The organism is uncultured Sphaerochaeta sp. (assembly GCF_963676625.2).
Taxonomy (GTDB): Bacteria; Spirochaetota; Spirochaetia; order Sphaerochaetales; family Sphaerochaetaceae; genus Sphaerochaeta.
Genome location: NZ_CAXXYB010000005.1, coordinates 63,775 through 84,472, shown reverse-complemented (window position 1 = coordinate 84,472; position 20,698 = coordinate 63,775). Strand labels below are relative to the sequence as shown.

Below are 20,698 nucleotides of genomic sequence, written 5' to 3'. Positions count from 1 at the left end.
TACATAGCAAAAAATTTGCATGTATGCATAGTTTGTATATAGAATGGAATGTTTATTCATTTGACAAATAGTTCTACTCCTGTTATTAATTAATTCATTGAATGAAATATAAATTTCAAAAGGAATGGAACATGAAAAAAAACAATGACTTTGTTGCTCATCCTTTGCATGGTGACCTCGACAGCTCTGTTTGCCACAGGGAAAAAGGAAACCGGAGCAAGTACTGATGGAAAAATCCATCTTACCACTTACATGCAAATCGAACCGGCAGATTCTCAGTATGCGGGCCATAATGCAATTATGGAAGGTTTTGCTGCCAAATACCCTAACATAGTATTGGATAGTGAATATGCCAGCGGTGAAGCTTTTCATCAGAAGTTCCAGGCAATGGCAGCCAGTGGACAGATGCCTGATGTCTTTACCGTGTATGGTGGCGCTCGCACAGCTTACATAACTGAAGCCGGGTTGGCCATGGATATTGGTAAAGAATATCTTACCGATGATTTCAAGAGCCAGTTCTCTGCAGCTACTTGGGCGACCCAAGGAAAGAACGGGGAATTTTGGATGGTTCCGCCCTCTCTTGCAGTATGCCATACCGTATATAGCAACGATGCCTTGCTGAAGCAGCTCGGTCTTAGCTTCCCTGCTACCTATGAGGAATGGTTGGCACAGATTCCTGTTATCAAAAAGGCCGGCTATTATCCTGTTTCCATGGGAAACAAGGATCAGTGGGTTGTAAACTCCTGGCTCTTGAGCCTTCTGGTAGATCGTCTTGGTGGACCTGAATGGTTCATGAACGCAGCCAAGGGTAAAGCTTCCTTTACAGAAAAACCATTTGTCCGTTCCTTGGAGATTATAAAGGAAATGACCGATAAGGGTATATTCTCACCTGGTGTAAACCAAATGTCCAACAGTGAAGCTGACCAAGAATTCTATCAGGGCAAGAGTGTATATCTTATCGATGCAGGCTGGAGAACCAGTGGAATGGATAAAGATCTTTCAGCTACCATGCAAAGTGATATTTCCATGCATGTGTTCCCTGAAATTTCAGGAGAAGTAAGGCATAATACTTCGACAGCTACGGTAAGCGAAGGTTTTGGTATCAACGCAAAGCTCAAAGGAACCGAGAAAGCTGATGCTGCCTGGAAGTTCATCCAGTACTACAATGGGGCAGAGGGTGCTGCAATCAGGGCTCAATATGGTGAAGTTCCTACCTATAAGCTTGACTTGCAAAAGATCAAACTTGCAACCATGCAGGCAAAATTCGCACAGTTCCAGAGTTCTCACGACATGGGATACGTCTTTGATGCCATTATGGGCAGTGAAGGTGTATCAATGTTGAATCAGGATATACAGGCCATGATGCTTGGTAACGGAACTCCTGCTGACATTGCAGCTAAGTATGAAACCTACGTTGCAAAAAACGATAGTAATCGCATCTAAGTTTATTATTCCATGGGGCGGGGGGACAAAACCCGTCCCATATTTTTTTACAATTTTACAGGAGGTGAGGATCTATGCTTCAGAACAAAAATAAACATCGAGCGTACTTGTCTTTGCTGCTTCCCGCGTTTCTGATCTACATAGTCATCATTATTTACCCAATCCTTATGAGCTTTGGGCTTTCCTTTACCGAATGGAAACATTTCAAGTTGGTCGGTTTTGTCGGTATCTCAAATTACCTGGATATTTTCCATGATCATTCCTTTTTGAAGGCAATGGGAAACAATATCCAGATAATGCTTATATCGGTGCTTGGTCAAATACCTTTGGGCGTTATGCTTGCCTATTTATTGTTCAGAAAATGGGTCCGAAAAGAAAAATTCTTTGAAATGATCATCTTTCTTCCCATAACCATCAGTTCAGTAGTTATTGCGCTCCTTTGGAACAGGGTGTTTTCTCCTGTTGGAATTTACACCTCCCTGGTGCGTAATCTGACCGGTAATCCTGATTACATAGTCAAGATCTTCGAGAACAAGACCTTTGCCATGGTACCAATTCTCATTGTTCTTCTTTGGCAGTTCACCAGCCTTTACATGGTTATCTTTCTGGCAAATCTCCAAAGGATACCCCAAAGTGTCTTTGAGGCTGCAACCATAGACGGTGCAAAGGAATCTACAATTATCAGGCACATTGTCCTGCCTGAACTCGCAAATGTAATTTTTACCTGTTCGGTTCTTGCCATCAGCGGAAGTTTGAAAAGCTTTGATCTTGTTTTTGCCATGACAGGAGGAGGTCCCGTCGACTATACGTCGGTAATGGCTTTGTATCTGTATAAACAAACCTTTACCTTCAATAATTATGGCTATGGAAGTGCAGTATCCATTATCATCGTGATCCTGAGTGTTGGGTTGATTTCCCTTGTACGTTGGATTTATTCCAAAGCACAGAAAAAATACGAATAGGAGTAATCATGGCTGCTTTGAAAAAACGAACACAAAGGATATCTAAAGGCTGGACACTCTTTTCCTATCTTTTTTTACTATTTTTTACCTTTATCACACTCGCCCCAATAATCTGGATGGTGTATTCTTCCTTTAAATTGAATGGGGAGATAATGATCAGGCCCTTGTCGCTTCCCCAGCATCCAACGCTGGATAACTACAGGAAAGCCTTCTTGTATGGAAATTTGATCAATGCTTTTGGCAATAGCATATTTTATTCTTTCATTTCAACATTTTTTACTGTTCTACTCTCCATAGCCGCTGGTTTTGCCCTTACCAAGTTTGGGTACAAAAGCGGAAAATTCTATATGGGGGCCTTTACCCTGGGATTGCTCATTACGGTGAACTCAGTAATAACCCCCTTGTTCATCATGGAAACAAGCAGTGGACTATATAATACCCGGTTGGGTGTTATACTTCCGTATATTGCCTTTGGATTGCCCATGGCTGTTTTGATTGCCGTTTCGTATATCAAGGCGATTCCAGATGCCTACATTGAAGCTGCCACGCTTGATGGAGCCAGTTACCAATATATTTTCTGGCATATCATCTTGATTGTTTCAACTCCTGTAATGGCTACTATCGCCGTTTTGACCTTCTTGGGAAATTGGAATGAATTTCTTCTTGTCTTTACCCTCACTTCTGGAGAAAATATGCGCTCTTTGCCAGTATCGATAAATTCTTTTGCAGGAAGACTGAATCAAGATTATGGTTTGCAATTTGCAGCGCTTGTAGTTGGAACTTTGCCAATGTTTCTATTTTATCTGGTTGCACATAACGCATTGGTAAAAGGTTTTGGAGAAGGGGCTATAAAAGAATAATTTTGAGTGAACGAAGGTTTTTGTTTGAAAAACAAAAGAATATTGATATTCTGAAGAGGTTTCTTATAATAGGAGAAAGGTAAAAATGGGTGTTTTATATACTAGAAAGGAAGGAATCAAGATAGAAATTTGTCTTGAATCAGCACAATCAGTCATCGAAGCAGAAAAAGGCGGAGCTGATCGCATTGAGTTTTGCAGCGATTTATTTGAAGGTGGATTGACTCCGACTTTAGGTTCTTTCAGGATAGCGCGAAAACATACAAATATTCCCATGAATGTAATGATTCGTCCTCGTGGTGGAGATTTTTGCTATAGCGACATTGAATTTGAGACCATGCTTGAGGACGTCAGGATTTTCAAGGCAGAAGGAGCCAACGCCATAGTTTTTGGCATTCTCACTCCTGATGGAGAAATTGATGTGGAACGATCGAAAAAACTTATTGATGAGGCCAGGCCTCTTAGCGTAACCTTTCATCGGGCCTTTGATATGACCCGTGATGCCTTCAGAAGCTTGCATACTTTAATAAATCTTGGTGTTGACAGGGTCCTTACCAGTGGTTTGGAACCAACCGTTCCAGAGGGAGCTGACCTGCTGGCAGAATTGGTACAGGAAGCAGGGGATAAAATCGTTATCATGCCTGGTTGTGGAATTTCAGAAAGAAACTTCTTGAAAATGCAAAAAATCATTGGGGCTAAAGAATATCATGTTTTCCTTCCCTCAGAAGTTCCTTCAGCGATGCAATATCATCCACAGCATATCTATATGGGTGGTACCTTGAGACAAAATGAATTTACTGTTTCACAGACAGATGCCAAACGTGTAGGGTCCATTAAGGCAATGGTATGAAGATTGTCGGAAACAGCCAATATCAAAAAAGTGCAAATGGACTTCTGATTTTAAATTTGCTCAGGAGATATCCCTGCAGTAGAGTCCAGATTGCACATGAATTAGGATTGCAGAATTCAACTGTTTCCTACAGTGTGGCTCGGCTATTGGAAAATGGAACCGTTCGTGAGATGGAAATGGAAAGACAATCGAAATCAGAAATTCCCAAGGTGGGTAGAAAACCCAATTTGGTTGAACTCAATGCCGATTTTGGAAGAGTCATCGGAATTGAGATGATGAGTGGTCTTTTTAGGGTATGTATCTGCGATATTCTGGGAATGGTCAAGTCAAAAAAAGAATATATTTATTCACAAAAAGAAGTTCCCTTTGAAGTCCATGTAAAGGAATCAGTACAAGTTTCCCAAGAATTATGCGGTAGGGACCAGACGATTCTTGGAGTTTGCATAGCTGTGCCAGGAATAGTCCTTGAAGGAAATACCTTTATCGAAGAGTGCTGGACCCATGGACTGAAGAATGTTGAATACAAGGAATTCCTGGATTCTTTTCCTTTCCCCGTGATATTTGAAAATGATGCAAATTGTTGTGCAGTAAAATATTTATTCAATAGTGACGATCCAAAGGATAGTTTTTTCTATCTTTTGACCAGAAAACATGATAGTGAGAAAGTTCCAAAGAATATACCAACCATAGGAATTGGACTTGGATTGGTAGTCAATGGAAAATTGATACGAGGATCTTCTTCACGTTCAGGGGAATATCGTTCTTCCCATTTGATGGGAACAGAAGCAAAAGGGCAGGTAGATTTTGACGAGCAAACCCTTTCGCACCTGGAAACAGATAGCGCTATACAAAGAGCACTTAGCAAGACTATCTTCTCTGATTTGTTTTGCACAATCAGTATTTTTGATCCAAGCATGTTCTATGTTGGTGGATTCTTGACTTCCTTGCCCTATCGTACATCTGTTTGTGAGGTTTTGGAACATGACCTCAATGATTTTTGGCTGGAAAATGGGTGGGAAGGTGAGATGGTTTTGGTTCACGATACTCATTTTGACCCATCAGAAGGGGCTGCTGACAATGTGCTGGATTTACTGTACAAAGTGCCCCACGTAGGGAAATCGGAACCAGATCAAGGACGTTGAATTCCTTATTGAAAGGAATTGTTTGAATATAATTGGGAGGCTTTCCGTGAAAAAACGAGTTTTGGTTGGTGGTATGCATCATGAGTCGGATACATTCAATCCAATTCTTTGCGGCAAGAAGGATGTTTGGGTTCTCAGGGGTCAGGCATTGCTGGACCATAAAGGAAAAGATTCTGTAAGTGGTGCAATTGCCACTCTCTTGAAAGCAGGATATGAGGTACTGCCTACCCTTATAGCAAGGGCCGTACCCAATGGCATATGGGAACGATCATTTTATGAATCCTTGAAAGAGGAATTTCTTGATTCTATCCGTACATCTCTCCCCTTGGATGCTCTATGCCTTTCCTTGCATGGCTCCATGCGCGTCCAGGGAATAGGCGAGGCTGAAGGTGATTTATTATTGGCAATCAGGCAAATTTGCCCGGATATCCCCATCTTTTCATCCTTGGATATGCATGCCACGGTTACCAAGGCCATGCTGGAAAATTGCAATGGATTTATCGGATATAAATGTGCCCCACATACAGATACCTATGAAACAGGGATCCATGCAGCAAACATGACCATCGAGACCTTGGAGAAGAGACTGCATCCCAAGATGGCTGCTGTTCATATACCGATGCTGATTGCCGGTGAGCAAAGTGAGACCAGTGTCCTGCCTATGGTTAAATTGATGGATCAATTGAAAGCAATCGAAAAACGACAGGGCATAATGGCCTGTTCCTATTTGCTTGGATTCCCGTGGGCAGATGTCAGGGAAAACGGGGTAACTGCTTTGGTCGTAGCAGATGAGAATGAGATAGAAGCTAGGTCAACTGCAAAGGAATTGGCAGAATTGTTTTGGAACACTCGTTCTGAATTTGGATTTTACAATGAGACTCACGAAAGTGATATAGCCCTTGAAGAAGCAAAAAAAAGTATAGCTGAAGGAATATGGCCAGTTGTTATCAGTGATAGCGGTGATAATCCTACGGCAGGATCCTCCCAGGATGTCACAAATTTCTTGAAAATGATTCTTAAGGACTCAGTGCTATCGCATCTGGACCCTCCTCTTTGTTATCAGGGTTTGTATGATCCAGAGATTGTAGCCAAGGCTCTTGCTGCAGGAAAAGGGAATCGAGTGCAGGGAATGCTGGGCTCAAAATTTGATGGCAAGACAAGCACGCCAATTTCGATTGATGCTTTGGTAAAACAAGTGGTTCCTCATTGGGAGGGAGCCCAGGGAAGTGATTTGGCATTATTGGAAATCGAGGGAGTGAATGTCATAGTTACGGGTTCCCATGTAGGTTGTTATGACCCGGAAATGATGAGGATCCTGGGCGTCACTCCTGAAAAGTGCAAATGCATCGTAGTCAAGCTGGGCTATCTGGAACCAGAAATCAGAGCCATTGCAAAGAGATCTATGCTTGCTCTTACAGATGGGAGCACCAACGAAGTCTTCAGCCGACTGAACTATGAGAATCTTCCCCATCCAATCTATCCTTTGGATACTGATTTTGAATCTTCCTTGCCATTCATAACAGAGATGTAGATTTTACCTAGGCCCTTTCTTGTATTATTTTCTGCAAGAAAGGGCAGTATTTATGAATTTTGCAACATAAAAGGATAATATTGTTGCAATTATCTATCTAAGGCCTTGCAAAATACATCATATTTATGCAGTATTAGTTGCCATAATACGTCAGGAGATTCAATAATATGGCATTATATTTCGATGAGGCTTCCCATACATTCAGTGAGTATCTTTTAGTACCTGGTTATTCCAGTGAGCATTGTATTCCAGCTAATGTGAAACTTGCAACTCCTTTGGTTGCCTATAAAAAGGGTGATAAACCCGCATTGTCGCTTAATATTCCAATGGTCAGTGCCATCATGCAATCGGTAAGTGGGGAAAAAATGGCCCAGGCTTTGGCAAGGGAAGGCGGGTGTTCTTTCATTTATGGATCCCAGACTATTGAATCTGAAGCAGCAATGGTAGCTAAGGTAAAATCTTTCAAGGCTGGTTTTGTTCCCAGTGATTCCAATATTCGTCCTGACCAGACGCTTGCTGAAGTAATGGAACTAAAAAAAAGACTCGGGCATTCAACCATTGCAGTAACTGATGATGGAACCCCTAATGGGCTTCTTATGGGTGTGGTCTCAAGCAGGGATTGGAGACCAAGCAGAATGGATTCCTCTACGAAGGTCTCTTCCTTCATGACACCTTTTTCTCGATTGATCTATGCAAAGGAACCAGTCACCCTCAGTGAGGCAAATGATATTCTTTGGGATCATAAATTGAATAGCTTGCCTATTGTGGATAAAGAAAACCACCTGAAATACTTTGTATTTCGAAAAGATTACGACAGTCATAAAGAAAACCCGAATGAGATACTTGATTCCCAAAAGCGGTATATTGTCGGAGCTGGAATCAACACCCGTGATTATGAAACTAGAATTCCGGCACTGCTTGCAAGCGGTGCGGATATCCTGTGCATAGATTCTTCAGAAGGTTTTTCCGAATGGCAAAAGAAAACGCTATCTTGGGTTAAGAAAACATATGGGGATACGGTCAAGATCGGTGCCGGAAATATCGTAGACGGGGAAGGATTTCGCTTTCTTGCCGATAGTGGTGCTGATTTTATAAAAGTCGGTATTGGTGGCGGTTCGATTTGCATTACTCGTGAGACAAAAGGAATCGGGCGTGGTCAGGCGACTGCTATCATTGAAGTTGCAAAAGCCCGGGATGAGTATTTTTTAGAGACAGGAAAATACATACCGATTTGTTCTGATGGCGGTATTGTTTTGGATTATCACATGACACTAGCCTTGGCAATGGGTGCCGATTTTATTATGCTCGGAAGATACTTTGCACGATTTGATGAAAGTCCGACGGAAAAAGTGAATATCAACGGTAATTATATGAAGGAATATTGGGGAGAAGGTTCTGCAAGAGCCCGAAATTGGCAGCGCTATGACTTGGGAGGAGAAGGAAAGCTGTCCTTTGTAGAAGGAGTAGACTCCTATATTCCCTATGCCGGATCCTTGAAAGACAATGTACAGTTGACATTGAGCAAGATTCGTTCGACTATGTGCAACTGCGGTGCCCTTACTATTCCAGAATTACAAGAAAAAGCAAAGCTTACCTTGGTTTCTTCAACTAGTATTGTTGAAGGAGGTGCACATGATGTCCTCTTGAAGGATAATCATGAATTGCAAAAAAAATAGAAGATTGTTTCTAAATTTGAAATTGTTATGGTATAGTTTTGAGACTTCTCTAATGCAAAAAGGCAATAGGATGTGCTAAACGTGATTAATGACCACTTAGATGGACAAATGCTTGTACCTTCTCAATTTTCTATCAATGATCTACCAGGTGGGGTAGGTGTAATTGAAGTAGGAAAACAACTCAAGGTGATATATCTAAGCCAAAAATTATCACGTTTAATGGGTCTTGTTGATACAAAGCTCCAAGGTGAATTCGAATTGGATGCTTCTTTGTTGATGCATCCTTCAGATTTGGATCTTGTCAGAATTGCTTTTGCAAATGCAAAGAATAACAACTCGGAAATAGACCTTGAAATCAGGCCAATCTCCAAGGAAGCCGTAAATTGGGTGCGAATACAAGGAAAATTTTCACATTTACATGACGGGAATCCTGTTTACAATATACTATGTTCTGATATTTCCAAAGCTAAGGGAAATAGTCTTTTAATTGTACAACAAAACAACAAACTGAATTTGGTATTGGAAAATTCTGTTTCTGAAATGTGGGAAGTCAACTTACAAAACAAACATATTTCTACTTTGACCAAGACTATCCTCGGGGGACATGATCCTCTTGAATTTGATGATCCGGTTACGTTCCTTTCTGTGAACAACTATATACCACAGGACTATCTGCCAGCACTTGCCTATGATTTTGAGAATTTGATGAAAGGGGAAAGTACTGAATCCATTTTAAAAATTAGATGCAAGGATGATATTTTCAGATATTTTAAAATCAGTTATACCTTGATAAAGACACAAGAAAACATTCCTTACAGTGCTATCGGTACGTTCCAGGAAGTTGATGATGAAATTGAGGCAAGACTTAACTTGCTTGGAGAAAATATTATTTTTTTTGCTGCTTTTGATGTAAAAAGTGGTAAACCCATCCTGGCCGACCGAAGGGCACGTTTTTTGATCGGGCCTGCCTTGAATATCTACGCTGTCTATGAGAATGAATTGATTTCATACATTCATCCAAAGGATCTTTTTCTTTTTGATACCATAGCTACGTGCGATTTATTAAGGGAATTCTGCAAGAACGGGAAAAAGGAATTAAGCTTTGAAGCTCGTATAAAATCACCCTACAATACTTTTGAAGGCTATCATTGGTGCCTCTTTTCCTTTAACTTTTCCAACAATGTCAGTCGTGCTGATTCCGCACTCTTTTTAGGCTTGAAAGATATCGATGCAAAGAAAAAACAAGAAATCCAATTGGTCAAGCAAGCAAATAGGGATCCTCTTACAGGGTTATTGAATCGTTATTCCCTAATACACCTTGTAGAGACTGCTATTGAAACAACTTCGCCAGAACTACCGTATACAGGATTTTTCATTATTGACATCGATGATTTCAAAAAAATAAACGATACTTTTGGACATGACTTCGGTGATGAATCCCTTCAGTATGTAGCTACTATCCTAAAAGATGAATTTGAATCCTCTAAAATCATAGCAAGAATCGGTGGTGATGAATTATTGGTATGTCTCCCTTCTCTGGAAACGGAGGCAATCGCTTTCGAAATCGGCTGTTCAATTTGCAAAAAAGTTTCCCAAGGTCATGAATTGATTCACCCTATTTCTTGTTCCGTAGGCGTGAGTATAGCGCCCTCACACGGAAAGAGTTATAAGGATTTGTATCAAAAGGCAGACATTGCCCTGTATAAAGCAAAGCATCGGGGCAAGAATAGATGTTGTGTATATGACAACGAAGTAAATTTTTCCAATGCAGGTTTATGGATAAATCAAGAATGGATGCTGGAGGATCTTGAGCAAATTGTATTTTTGCTTGATGAAACTGGCAATGAAGTACTTTTTCTCAATAAAGCGGGACGTGTCAGAATTGGAAAATCTGAAGAATATTATGATTCCTATTTTGATAAATTGCTTTCTAGTTCAAGCCTTATTTCCAATTCAAAAGATGTTTTCAATGGCAACTGGATTGCCTTTGAAATGAGAACAGAGAAGACAGATATAGCTTTTCGTTTCAAGAAGAAATTGATCTTATGGAAAGGAAAACACGCAATACTTGGAATTTCTTTGAATAGGGAAGAAGAGGAAAGCTTTGTGCAAGGCATTGTATGCCAGAAAGCCATTCTACAGAATGAAGAAGTACTGTCCTTCATTGAATTGGCTGGTTCCTACTATTGGAATCTGGACCTTATAACAAATAAAGTTACCTTTACAAAGAATTTTTCAGAGACCAATAATTTGGGAGTTCTCTTTAACTTTCCTGACGGAAATCAAAAAGCACCTCTCATTCATCCTGATGATTTTAGTATTTTTGTTTTGTTTCTAGAAAATGAATTGAAAGACCCTTTAGGAAATTCCCTGATAATTCGGTGTGCCTTTTCCCCAAATTCCCCTTTTTCTTGCTATCGGATATCTTGCGACACAGTTGTTGATACAAAAGGAAATCCCAAAAAACTTGGAGGTACGTTGGAAGCACTTTCCCATTCGGATCGAACTGAGGGGATTATGCCTGAATTAATTAATCAAATACCACTTTCAGTTATTATTTTTTTCTATCAAGAAGGAAATCCCATTGCTTTCGCAAACGATTTTTTCTTTTCGTCTTTTGGATATTCCAGGGATTCCTATTTCAGGGAATTCGGAAATAATGGCCTGGGCTTGCTTTTTGATGTCGATTTAGCAAATTTATATGATATTCTTTCCAAGAACATTGAGAAACATGAAAATTTGATCGAAATGGATCTCCGTCTGGAACACAAAGACAGAGGCTATGTACTATTTTCTGCAATATTTATAATTACGTACGACTACGAAAGTCCGTTGGTTCACATGTATGTCAAGAATGAGAAAAAGGAACAGGATATTGCAATAATGACTATTTTAAAGAATCTACATGACCTAGTCGAAGATTTCCCTCAGTCAATAGGAATATTCGCTCTGCATGAAAATATAGTGGAATTGATGTTTGCAAATAAAGTATTGGCGGATTTGCTTGGATATAAGGTACAAGAGCTTCAAGAATTGGAAGAAACAGAGCCCTTATCCATCATTTTTTTTGAAGATATTCAGTATTTTAAAAAAAGTATCTTGCAAGCAAAATGGCCGGAATCTCCATCTTCTATCCGTATGAGGGTAGTGAAAAAAGATGGTAAGGTTGTCAACACAAATCTTATATTTAAATATTTTGAACGTTCCGAAAAGAGCATCTATTTCTATATTGTATTCAATGAGGCTCCCTCAGTTTCTCAGATGGAAGAACAAAGAGTGCAGGCAATCGAAAAATTGGAATATTCTCTTTCCCATTGTCTTTTGACAGGACTCTATACGAGGCAACGTTTTTTTGATGAAACAAAAAGAATGTTTGAAAACAACCCTGGACGTCAGTTTGTAATGGTATGCTGGAATATTGAACGGTTTGCAGTAATAAATGAATTATTTGGTCTTGAAATCGGGAATCTGGTGCTGAAGACAGTTGGATCGGCAATTCGTGATTATTGCATTTCGCCAAGAACTTTTTCACGTCTGGATGCTGATCATTTTGCTGCTTGCTTACCGTCAGAACTTTGTAATCCTGTTGATATACAACGATCAATTAATCTTGATACTCTCATGAAGGAATTGAATTTTTCCATTTCCCTTGTTTTCGGGTTATATCGCATTGAAGATACAACCATGTTGATTCCTCTTATGTGTGACAGGGCAAATCTTGCCATGAAATCGACCAGACGAAATTACATGAAGAATTATGAATATTACCATGAATTATTAAGTAGCAAACGTATCGATGAACAGACGATTATCAATGAAATGAGAGCAGCCCTCCAAAAGGGAGAATTTTGCTTTTATCTTCAACCGATCTATTCTCTTGAAAATGGAAAAATAAGCAGTGCAGAAGCCTTGGTCCGTTGGAATCATCCCGAAAAAGGTATTCTCAATCCCCTTGAGTTCATTCCTGTGTTTGAAAAATATGGATTTATCACTACCATGGACCTCTACATCTGGGATATGGTTTGCAAGTATATCGCAGGAGAACTGGAAGTAGGCCATGCGATAGTCCCTATTTCGGTCAATTTTTCAAGGATGGATCTGTACGATAGAAATCTAAGCAGCTTACTGATTGCCACCTCAGAGAAATACCAGGTTCCACCCCATTTGTTGGAATTGGAAGTCACTGAGACAGCTTATATGGATAATCCAGACCAAATGAGGATATTGGTGGGTACCTTGCAAAAATATGGATTTACCATACTCATGGATGATTTTGGAACTGGCTACTCTTCTTTGAATATGCTCAATTCCATTCCCATGGATATCTTGAAAGTGGACCAAAATTTTTTGCATTCTCTCGGGCATGATGAGAGGGCATCAAAAATACTTGAAACAATAATTTCCTTGGGAAAAGCCCTTCGGTTCCCTGTAATTGCCGAAGGTGTGGAAACAAAGGAACAGTTGGAATATCTCAAGCATATTGGATGCGGTCATGTTCAGGGATTTTATTATTCGAAGCCTCTTACGACGAAAGCATTCAGAATACTTCTGGATAGTTGACATAATCAACAGGGTATGGTAGGGTCTTTCAAGTCGGCCGGATAGCTCAGCGGGAGAGCTGTTGCCTTACACGCAACTGGTCGGGGGTTCAAATCCCTCTCCGGTCAAAGGCGTACTCTTAAGGGTACGCTTTTATTTTGCCCTTTTTATGTAACAACATCCGAAACAATACCGGAAAATGAGAATTGTCAATAAATCCTGATTGTTGCCTGTCCTCCTTTGGTTTATTATAGGAATAAGGGTTGGAGGATTTAATGCAACTAGATTTGTATATCATGTATTTTTTTATGTATTCTATCGTAGGCTATGTTTGTGAAGTAACCTATTGCTCGATTCCTGCCAAGCATTTTGTCAACCGTGGATTTCTTTATGGCCCGTATCTTCCAATATATGGTTTTGGGGCTATGATTGTCATAGTGTTTTTCCAACGGTTTTCAGCCTATCCAATCCTGATTTTTTTTGCCGGGATGGTTTCTACAAGCATTCTCGAGTTTTTTACCAGTTGGATTCTGGAAATAGTCTTCAATGCAAAACTTTGGGATTATTCCAAATATTTTGCAAATATCAAAGGAAGGGTTTGTCTTCTGAATTCTACTTTGTTTGGCATAATGAGTGTTTTTGTCATCTATGTGCTTCACCCTTATACCATCAAATTCATATCGTTTATTCCCATCTGGATGGATGCTTATGTATCTCGAATTATATTGATAGGTATGTGTGTGGATGTAACGGCAAGCATATATGGAATGGCATCCTTCCAGAGACAACTAGAAGAAGTAAGAAAGAAAGGGAAGGAGCTTGAGGAACGACTTGCAATTTTGCAAGGAGAGACCCCTGCAAATGCTTTTGAGTTGCTCAAAGTAAAAATGAGTGATGAATTTGAGGAAATGAAGATCCGATTGAATACATCTTCAAGAAAAATCGTGAATGCCTTTCCTTCCATCACTTCTTCCAATGAAGAGACTCGTTTGCAAATTGAATTGTTGAAAATGAATATGCGGAATTATCGGGAAAAAATGAAAATGCAAAAGCTCAAGCTTAAGCAGAAAGCTAAGGACATTTCCCAAGAATATGCAAAGAGGAAAGATAAATGATTCAGGAGAACATCAGAAAGATCTTACAGGAAATGGAAGATTCAGCAAAAGCTAGTGGAAGAGCTCTTTCCGATATTTCCCTGATGGCAGTGAGTAAATTGCATCCTTATGAGGAAATTCTGGAAGCTTATGATTTTGGTCAAAGATTATTTGGTGAAAACAAGGTACAAGAAGTTCAGGCCAAGTTTCCAAAAGAACATCCCTCGGCTATGGAATTGCACCTTATCGGGCATTTACAATCGAATAAGGTCAAAAAGATAGTTCCTCTTGTTGATGGCATAGACAGTGTCGATTCCTTGAAACTGGCAATAAAAATAGAGGAAGAAGCCTTGGCCATCGGAAAAAGAATACCGATTCTTCTGGAATTCAACACTAGCGGGGAGTCAAGCAAGAGTGGATTTGAAACTTCTGATGAGTTGTATCGGGCCTTGGATGGGATGGTAGCATTCAATTCTATATACATAAAAGGTTTGATGACAATAGGGCCGCTTGAGGGAAGTGAAAGGACCGTACGTAATGCTTTCAAACAATTACGTACAGTGCAACTTTCCTGCAGACAACGATATCCCCAATTTTGTTTCGATACGTTAAGTATGGGAATGAGTTCGGATTTTGCCTGGGCGATAGCTGAGGGATCAACCATGGTTCGCGTAGGTACACGTCTTTTTGGGAAACGGGATTATACTGTATGAAAAAAGTAATATTGCTACTATGTCTTGTAGTTTTCATGTCTTCCAGTCTTGGTTTGTATTGTGAGGCTCTTCCAACGTATACTCCCTATGAAAAAAACGAGTTCCCTATTTGGACATATAAATTGAGACGTGCCGAAAGTCTCTTCTTTGGTTCCTTGGCTTTAACATTGCCTGTTGCCTCCCTAGGGTATTCTTTGGCAGTCAATTACCTTGGTGCCCCTGCGGCTTCTTCTGATATCAATGCTCTTCTTTTACAAGCGGGTATTGCTTCAATAATCTCTGCTGGAATTTCACTGGCCGATTATATAATCGGTGAAGTGCAGGGAAAATAATGGCTATACAATATGGAAATCTACATTTTACGGTTGAGTCCTTGACTTCTGGACATAGACTGGATGCCTATGTTGCTTCTCATACAACGGTAATAAGTAGGGGAACCCTAAGTTTAGCTACCACCACTATTTTGCTCAATGGCAAGAGGGAAAAGAAAAGTAAGTTGGTGAAGGAAGGTGATGAAATAGATATATCCTATAGCCAGGAATTTTTTGAAGGATTGAAGGCTCAGGATATTCCGCTCACTGTGTTATATGAAGATACAGATATATTGGTAATTGACAAGAAACAAGGGATGGTGGTTCATCCTGCAAATGGTAATTACGAAGGAACTGTAGTCAATGCCTTGCTATACCGATATGGTTCTTCTTTTACTACCAATGACACCGATGAGGAAGAAGAGGAAGAGGAGATGATCCCTACCTTGCAAAACGAAAGAATTCGGCCAGGTATAGTCCATAGACTGGACAAGGATACCAGTGGAGTGTTGGTCATTGCCCGCACCAGGGAAAGCCATAGGAATCTTGCAGCCCAGTTCAAGGAGCATGCCACCGAAAAATGGTATATTGCGCTTGCCAAGGGTAATTTTAACAAGAAACAGGAAAAATTGATAACCAATCTTTCCCGGGACAAGAAGAACAGGAAGAAATTTGCAGTATGCCCTGAGAATGAAGGGAAAAGAGCCGAAACTGAATATTTGGTACTGAAGCAATACAAGAGCTTTGCCTTGCTGAGAATACGTATTTATACCGGACGTACCCATCAGATCAGAGTCCATTTATCGTCGATTGGCCATCCTTTGGTGGGCGATGTCATCTATGGCAAACCAGATGGGACAACGTTGATGTTGCATGCCTTGAGTTTGACTCTGGAAAGTCCCTCATCAAAGCAACGACTATGTTTTCGCTCCCCAATGCCCCAGCGTTTCAAAAATTTTATCAAGAACCAGACATTGTAAATCTATTCGGTTTCCCTCCAACGTTCACGCTCGGTTTCTATCGGGCCCAATTGCATAAGATCATTATTGAACATCCTTTCTATCCTGAGTTTGCTGGGAGTCCCATGCCCTGGGAAGAGCAGGATATTTTCATCAAGGCTCATCAATCTTTGATAGATGGATTGGATCAATACAGCTTTTTCCATGTAACCGGTCGTCGATCCGATTCTGCCGCAAAAAAGAGTATCGCCACTGAAAAGGGCATGATCAATTTTATAAGCCATACTATCGAGGCTATGTCCCGGAACATGAATGATTTCAACAGATAACCCGCAAATATCGAGGATTTCCCTATCCCTGACGATTGTCACTGGATATTCATAGATGGAAATTGCAGCTGCATATATTGTAGGATTATAAATTTTCAATAAAGTTTTGACGCCTTCTGTATGGGAAGCATGCCGATGAGTCAAGAGTATGCTTTTCAGCTTGAATTTATTATTTTCTATCAGATTGATCAGTTCTATATCGACATGGCCAGGATCGATGATCATGGCATCTCCACCTCCATCCTGGGCAACGAGATAGGTATTACAGAAACCTATTATGGAAAAATGCTGATAAATTCTCACTGTCTTGCATCCTCGTAATTGGAATAACGAAACGATACCCGCCGTTTGTCGGTATAATGAAAATCAGATTTCTTCAAGTTGCAATCCTCAAAGGATGTGTCCCGAAGATAACTGGAAGAAAAGGATGAAAAGTAAAGGTCACAGGAACTGAAATTGCAAAACAAGGTGTCTATTCCAGCAAAGTTGGTATGATTGATAACGGATTCCGAAAAATCACAATTAATCATCTTGCTTCCGGAAAAGACAGAATATCTGCAGAAGATTTCATTGAACTTGCAATTCTCGAAAAGGCAAAAATCAAAATAGCTAGTCATGAAGGAACAAGTACTGAAATCAATATTCCGGAAGGTGCACCAGGCCATATTGCTGGCAGTAATTTGCTTTTTTGCTACGATAAGATCTTCAAATTCTGTATGGGTAATGGAAAGATCGACAATTTCTTTTTCCCCGAGCAAGGCATCAATGCATTCTTGTCGCAAACGTTCTTTATCCGGACTATGACGGAAGCATAGCGTATCATTTGAACAGACATACGTATGGCAATTGGGGTGGGAGCAAGTTTTAAAACTAAACATAGCATTACAGTATCAAATTAGCGGAGGTTGTCAAGTACAGGGTTTGCATGTACAGTACATTCAGGAGAACATATGGAGCAACATATCGGCCTGGTTACCCGGGGGATAAACAATATTTACTCAGTCAGTGAAAATGAGAATCGGTACCTCTGCAGGATCAAGGGTAAACAATTAACTTCAGTAGTGGGAGAATATAATCCCATTGCAGTAGGTGATATGGTTGCTTTTGTTGTCTCAGGAACGAACGAGGGATTGATTACCGATCGCCTTGATAGAAAGAATTCTTTTCAACGTTGGAATATCAAGGGCCAATGCAACCAGACAGTGGTTGCCAATATGGATATGATTGTATGCGTTTGCAGCGCTGATACTCCTCCCTTTCGGCCAAGGTTCATTGACAGGGTCATTGCCTGTTGTCAGGAAGTTCCCGTAATGTTGGTCATGAACAAGAATGACATCATGCTCACTGAGGATGAATTCGAACGGTTTGCCCTCTACAAGAAACTTGGATATCCGATAATCGGTGTAAGTGCGAAAACCGGCGAAAATCTAGAGGATCTCAATAGGATGCTTGCAGGAAAAACCGTTGCTTTTGTCGGGCAAAGTGGGGTAGGTAAATCCACCTTGATCAATAGACTCCTTTCAACAGAACAGAAGACCAATGAAGTATCAGCAAAATACAACAGAGGAAAACATACTACCAATTATTCCTTGATGATCGAAGGTCCAGATTATATTCTTGTAGATACTCCGGGAGTACGGGAAATTCTGGTTCCCCATGGAGATCCTCATAGGATAGCTGAATCCTTTCCTGAGTTCAGGGAACCTTCTAAGGAATGTTCCTATGATCATTGCCTGCATAATGATGAACCTGACTGCAAGGTGAAATTGTTGGTGGAACAAGGGAAAATTCATTCTGACAGATATGATAGTTATCTGAGAATGCTTGCCTCTCTTGATACCAAAGCCCCTGAGTGGATGGGAAAGAGCCAACAATCAAATACACGTTACAAGAGTATGGAAAACGATGAACAAGAAGAGTATTGAGGAATTGGGGTTTCCTGCTGTCCTTAAAAAGATGGAAGGTTGCGCATTGGGTATGGATGGGGTGCGCGAGCTACGCCAGTTTTCTTTTTTGACCGATAGAAAGGCTTTGTTAGAACGCCAAAACAAGGTTGCTGCTTTTTTGAGATTGCTCAGTTCCCCGAATGTTGAAATTCCTCTTGCCTTCAATGATATTGCCGAGGTTTTTTCAATTCTTGAAGATCCTATGAAATCCTTGGATGGATATCAGCTAGCAAGTGTAGCCAATTACATTGAAAGTGGCTGCATTTTACAATCCTTTTGCCAGTGTTGCCTTGAAAACAATGAAATGCTTTTGGCCATCAAGGATTTGATGGGTGAACATATTGATCCTTCGCTTGTCGTTCTTTCAAAGGAAATACGAGAGGTTCTTGAAGCCGATGGACAAGTAAAAGAGTCTCATCCTGCAATCAAGGCCTTGAAACGGCAAGTTGAAAGTGCAAAGCAAGGTCGTTCCCGGTATTCCCATGAATTTATACATACAAATGCTTCATTGGTTCAAAGTGATCAAGGAGCCTTCAGGGACGGGCGATTGGTAATTCCTGTACGTAATGACAGAAGAACAGAGGTCAAGGGATTTATCAATGGGGCTTCTACCTCAGGCAATACGGTATTTATGGAACCCTATAAACTGGTAGAAATGAATAATGCCGTGGTTATGGCCGAGAACCAGATTCTCGTAGAAATTGCCAAAATTCTTTCACAACTTGACAAGAAAGTAAAACAGGTACGGACCGAACTAAAAATCTTGCATGATTTGGTCAGTACTACTGATGCTTTATTTGCCTTGGCAAGATATGCTCAAATGACCCATGCAACTGCTACCGATAGTACTGTTGACCTATGCAGACTCCTTGGAGCAAGGCATCCGCTATTAGGCTCCAAGGCTGTCCCTATAACTATAGATTTTGAAGAAAATATCAAGGCAGTTGTCATTACAGGCCCCAATGCTGGAGGTAAAACTGTCACAATCAAGACTGTTGGTCTCTTATCCCTCATGAATCAATTCTCTGGATTCATTCCTGCCCAGGAGGGAAGTTCAATTCCTTTGTTCGACGATATTTTTACGGATATCGGGGATGATCAAAGCATAGAAGAAGAACTTTCGACCTTCAGCGGACATATGAAACAAGTAGGTTTTATCCTGCATCATATAAGTGACCGGTCCCTCGTTATTTTGGATGAACTGGGAAGTGGTACGGATCCAGTGGAAGGAGCCTCCCTTGCCAGGGCAATCCTGGAATTTTGCATCGATCAAGCTCGATTGTCTTTTGTTACCAGCCACCATGGAGTGTTGAAACAATTTGCGTATGCAAAAGAAGATGTAATCAATGCCTCCATGGAATTTGATGAACAGTCCCATCATCCAACCTTCAAGGTAATCAATGGCATCCCAGGTGATAGCCATGCTCTTGATACTGCCCGTTCCATGAATTTGCCACAAGTCGTACTTGACAAGGCAAAGCAATATCTAGGAAGCGAGGCAATACAGATCGGGCAAATAATCAAGGGACTTGAGAAGAAAAAACAAGAGGCGGATCTTCGTGAAAGAAAAATTGATGAACGTTTTTCTTTTTTGCAGGAAAAGACCAGGGAAGTGCAACTCAAGGAATTGAGGGTCAGGCAACAAGAGTTGATCGTGAAGGAAGAGCAGTCGTCACAATTGTCCCGTTTCATGAAAGAGAAGAGAAAAGAACTGGAAAACCTTGTAGCTGATCTTCGAAATGGCGAAATAACTCGCGAGAAAACAAAAAAAGTAAAGGCTTTTGTCTCTTCCTTGGAAGAGAAACAGAATAGCACAGAAAACCAGATTGAAATGGAACGAGCTCAACTTACCCCTGAAAATAGAGAGGATTTCATCGAGTTCAAGGAAAATCAGGATGTCTTATGCGGTTCTGCCAAGAGAGAAGGCCGAATAATTAGAAAAGCTGGAAAGGGAAGTTGGGTAGTAGCTATAGGAACAATGAAATTTACCATGAAAGAGAAAGACCTTTCCCTTCCAAAGCGAGAGAAGAAAAAAGTCCAGGTACTCTATCAAAGCGATGCCCCAACGCCTAAAATGGTACTTGATGTGCGAGGCATGAATCTGGAAGAAACCTTGGGTTCCTTGGATATGCAAATTGAAAGCGCGTTGGTTCACGGGATGTCCTCCTTTTCTATTATCCATGGTTATGGAGATGGCATTTTGAGTAGGGGAATAGGTGAATACCTCAAAGCACATCCTAGTGTAACAGATTACCGGTTTGCACTGCCTGAAGATGGCGGCATGGGAAAAACCTATGTAATGCTGTAGATTTTCCATACAGACAAGGTATAGGGTTTCTCCTTGAG

16 protein-coding genes and 1 tRNA gene are annotated in these 20,698 nt (G+C 40.6%); 15 read left to right on the top strand and 2 right to left on the bottom strand.

Annotated elements, in window-relative coordinates:
• Positions 1–168: 168 nt before the first annotated feature.
• From ACHZBG_RS10005 to ACHZBG_RS09945, 13 genes are all read left to right on the top strand, one after another.
• Positions 169–1,443 (top strand): extracellular solute-binding protein, encoded by a 1,275-nt coding sequence (locus ACHZBG_RS10005; RefSeq protein ID WP_320129320.1) that lies wholly within the window; start codon positions 169–171, stop codon positions 1,441–1,443.
• A 74-nt stretch (positions 1,444–1,517) separates the two neighbouring features.
• Positions 1,518–2,405, top strand: coding sequence for a sugar ABC transporter permease (locus ACHZBG_RS10000; protein WP_320129319.1), 888 nt, complete (start codon positions 1,518–1,520; stop codon positions 2,403–2,405).
• A gap of 8 nt (positions 2,406–2,413) precedes the next feature.
• A complete protein-coding gene (locus tag ACHZBG_RS09995; RefSeq protein ID WP_320129318.1) occupies positions 2,414–3,265 on the top strand; it encodes a carbohydrate ABC transporter permease in 852 nt (283 codons plus the stop codon).
• 85 nt (positions 3,266–3,350) lie between these two features.
• The gene (locus ACHZBG_RS09990; RefSeq protein WP_320129317.1) at positions 3,351–4,112 is read left to right on the top strand and encodes a copper homeostasis protein CutC; all 762 of its coding nucleotides are present in this window, start codon (positions 3,351–3,353) and stop codon (positions 4,110–4,112) included.
• Complete coding sequence (locus ACHZBG_RS09985) at positions 4,109–5,254, top strand: ROK family transcriptional regulator (RefSeq protein WP_320129316.1); 1,146 nt, start codon at positions 4,109–4,111, stop codon at positions 5,252–5,254. Before ACHZBG_RS09990 ends, ACHZBG_RS09985 begins: the two co-directional genes overlap by 4 nt.
• Before the next feature lie 46 nt (positions 5,255–5,300).
• Positions 5,301–6,785, top strand: a complete 1,485-nt coding sequence (locus ACHZBG_RS09980; protein WP_320129315.1) for a M81 family metallopeptidase — start codon at positions 5,301–5,303, stop codon at positions 6,783–6,785.
• 167 nt (positions 6,786–6,952) lie between these two features.
• On the top strand, positions 6,953–8,461 hold the full coding sequence (locus tag ACHZBG_RS09975; RefSeq protein ID WP_320129314.1) for an IMP dehydrogenase: 1,509 nt from the start codon (positions 6,953–6,955) through the stop codon (positions 8,459–8,461).
• An 81-nt stretch (positions 8,462–8,542) separates the two neighbouring features.
• Positions 8,543–13,021 (top strand): EAL domain-containing protein, encoded by a 4,479-nt coding sequence (locus ACHZBG_RS09970; RefSeq protein WP_320129313.1) that lies wholly within the window; start codon positions 8,543–8,545, stop codon positions 13,019–13,021.
• A gap of 35 nt (positions 13,022–13,056) precedes the next feature.
• A tRNA-Val gene (locus tag ACHZBG_RS09965) sits at positions 13,057–13,128 on the top strand.
• 147 nt (positions 13,129–13,275) lie between these two features.
• The gene (locus ACHZBG_RS09960) at positions 13,276–14,115 is read left to right on the top strand and encodes a hypothetical protein (protein ID WP_320129312.1); all 840 of its coding nucleotides are present in this window, start codon (positions 13,276–13,278) and stop codon (positions 14,113–14,115) included.
• A complete protein-coding gene (locus ACHZBG_RS09955; protein WP_320129311.1) occupies positions 14,112–14,807 on the top strand; it encodes a YggS family pyridoxal phosphate-dependent enzyme in 696 nt (231 codons plus the stop codon). Before ACHZBG_RS09960 ends, ACHZBG_RS09955 begins: the two co-directional genes overlap by 4 nt.
• Positions 14,804–15,139 (top strand): hypothetical protein, encoded by a 336-nt coding sequence (locus ACHZBG_RS09950; protein WP_320129310.1) that lies wholly within the window; start codon positions 14,804–14,806, stop codon positions 15,137–15,139. Before ACHZBG_RS09955 ends, ACHZBG_RS09950 begins: the two co-directional genes overlap by 4 nt.
• Positions 15,139–16,098 carry an RluA family pseudouridine synthase gene (locus ACHZBG_RS09945; RefSeq protein WP_320129309.1) on the top strand — a complete coding sequence of 320 codons (960 nt, stop codon included), beginning with the start codon at positions 15,139–15,141 and terminating at the stop codon, positions 16,096–16,098. The genes ACHZBG_RS09950 and ACHZBG_RS09945 overlap by 1 nt, the downstream gene beginning before the upstream one ends.
• A gap of 2 nt (positions 16,099–16,100) precedes the next feature.
• Here the strand turns inward: ACHZBG_RS09945 and ACHZBG_RS09940 are convergent, their stop codons facing one another.
• Positions 16,101–16,709 carry an MBL fold metallo-hydrolase gene (locus ACHZBG_RS09940; protein ID WP_320129308.1) on the bottom strand — a complete coding sequence of 203 codons (609 nt, stop codon included), beginning with the start codon at positions 16,707–16,709 and terminating at the stop codon, positions 16,101–16,103.
• Positions 16,706–17,284 carry a pentapeptide repeat-containing protein gene (locus tag ACHZBG_RS09935; RefSeq protein WP_320129307.1) on the bottom strand — a complete coding sequence of 193 codons (579 nt, stop codon included), beginning with the start codon at positions 17,282–17,284 and terminating at the stop codon, positions 16,706–16,708. The genes ACHZBG_RS09940 and ACHZBG_RS09935 overlap by 4 nt, the downstream gene beginning before the upstream one ends.
• 72 nt (positions 17,285–17,356) lie before the next feature.
• Here ACHZBG_RS09935 and rsgA point away from each other — a divergent pair, with 72 nt between their 5' ends.
• Positions 17,357–18,331 carry a ribosome small subunit-dependent GTPase A gene (rsgA, locus tag ACHZBG_RS09930; RefSeq protein WP_320129306.1) on the top strand — a complete coding sequence of 325 codons (975 nt, stop codon included), beginning with the start codon at positions 17,357–17,359 and terminating at the stop codon, positions 18,329–18,331.
• Positions 18,312–20,660: a Smr/MutS family protein gene (locus ACHZBG_RS09925; protein ID WP_320129305.1), complete on the top strand. Its 2,349-nt coding sequence runs from the start codon at positions 18,312–18,314 to the stop codon at positions 20,658–20,660. Before rsgA ends, ACHZBG_RS09925 begins: the two co-directional genes overlap by 20 nt.
• The last annotated feature ends 38 nt before the right edge of the window (positions 20,661–20,698 follow it).